Source organism: Flammeovirga agarivorans (assembly GCF_012641475.1).
Classification (GTDB): Bacteria; Bacteroidota; Bacteroidia; order Cytophagales; family Flammeovirgaceae; genus Flammeovirga; species Flammeovirga agarivorans.
In genome coordinates, this window is sequence record NZ_JABAIL010000085.1 from 1 (window position 1) to 685 (window position 685).

1 protein-coding gene is annotated in these 685 nt (G+C 30.8%); it reads left to right on the forward strand.

Features of this window, described 5'->3' with window-relative positions:
* Positions 1–411: hypothetical protein (locus HGP29_RS28355; protein WP_211093462.1), on the forward strand; the 411-nt coding region annotated here is incomplete at its 5' end.
* Positions 412–685: the final 274 nt, after the last annotated feature.

The window sequence follows — 685 nt, forward strand, 5'->3', positions numbered from 1 at the left end:
CGTAGTTTAGCCATTACGTTATGGGCAATTAATATGAAACTACCAATTGAATATAGATGGCTTAAGGCTCATAGTTTTGAAGGATTGAGGCCTTGGTATTTCGTTGACCCTTCCAAATCAGAAGGGTTAAGAAAGGAATATCAACTAGAAACAGGTAAAGATATTATACCTATTGCTAGAAGGCAGGACAATGATGAATTTGCAGGATTTGAAATTATTGACAACGAAATTCAAAACAAAGTACTTACTGTTCATCTGACTTGGAGTTCAAAATTGGAAAGAGCAAATTATCCTTCTATTACAGAATCAAAAAGCATATTCAAATGGTTAGAACAAGTTGTTATACCTGAGACAATAGACTGGATAAATGAAGATGAACTTGAAGATATTTTAGGAACAGAAAATGATTAAGAAACTTCTAATATCTAGCTTTTATTCAATGATAGTATTTTGTGTACTTTCATTTTTTTCGGTAATGTACTCTTTATTTCAGTCAGTTGGGAATCCTTCTTTAAAACCAGTGACTAATATTGGAGTTCCATTTAAGTACTATTATCAATTTTGCTTTCAGGTTCTGACTCTCCAAACTGTGGATGGGTTTTTAAAAACTTTTTATATGATTGTATCATCATATGGATTGTAACAATAATAGTTTATTTAGTATTTAATAAAAAAGCCCATAACA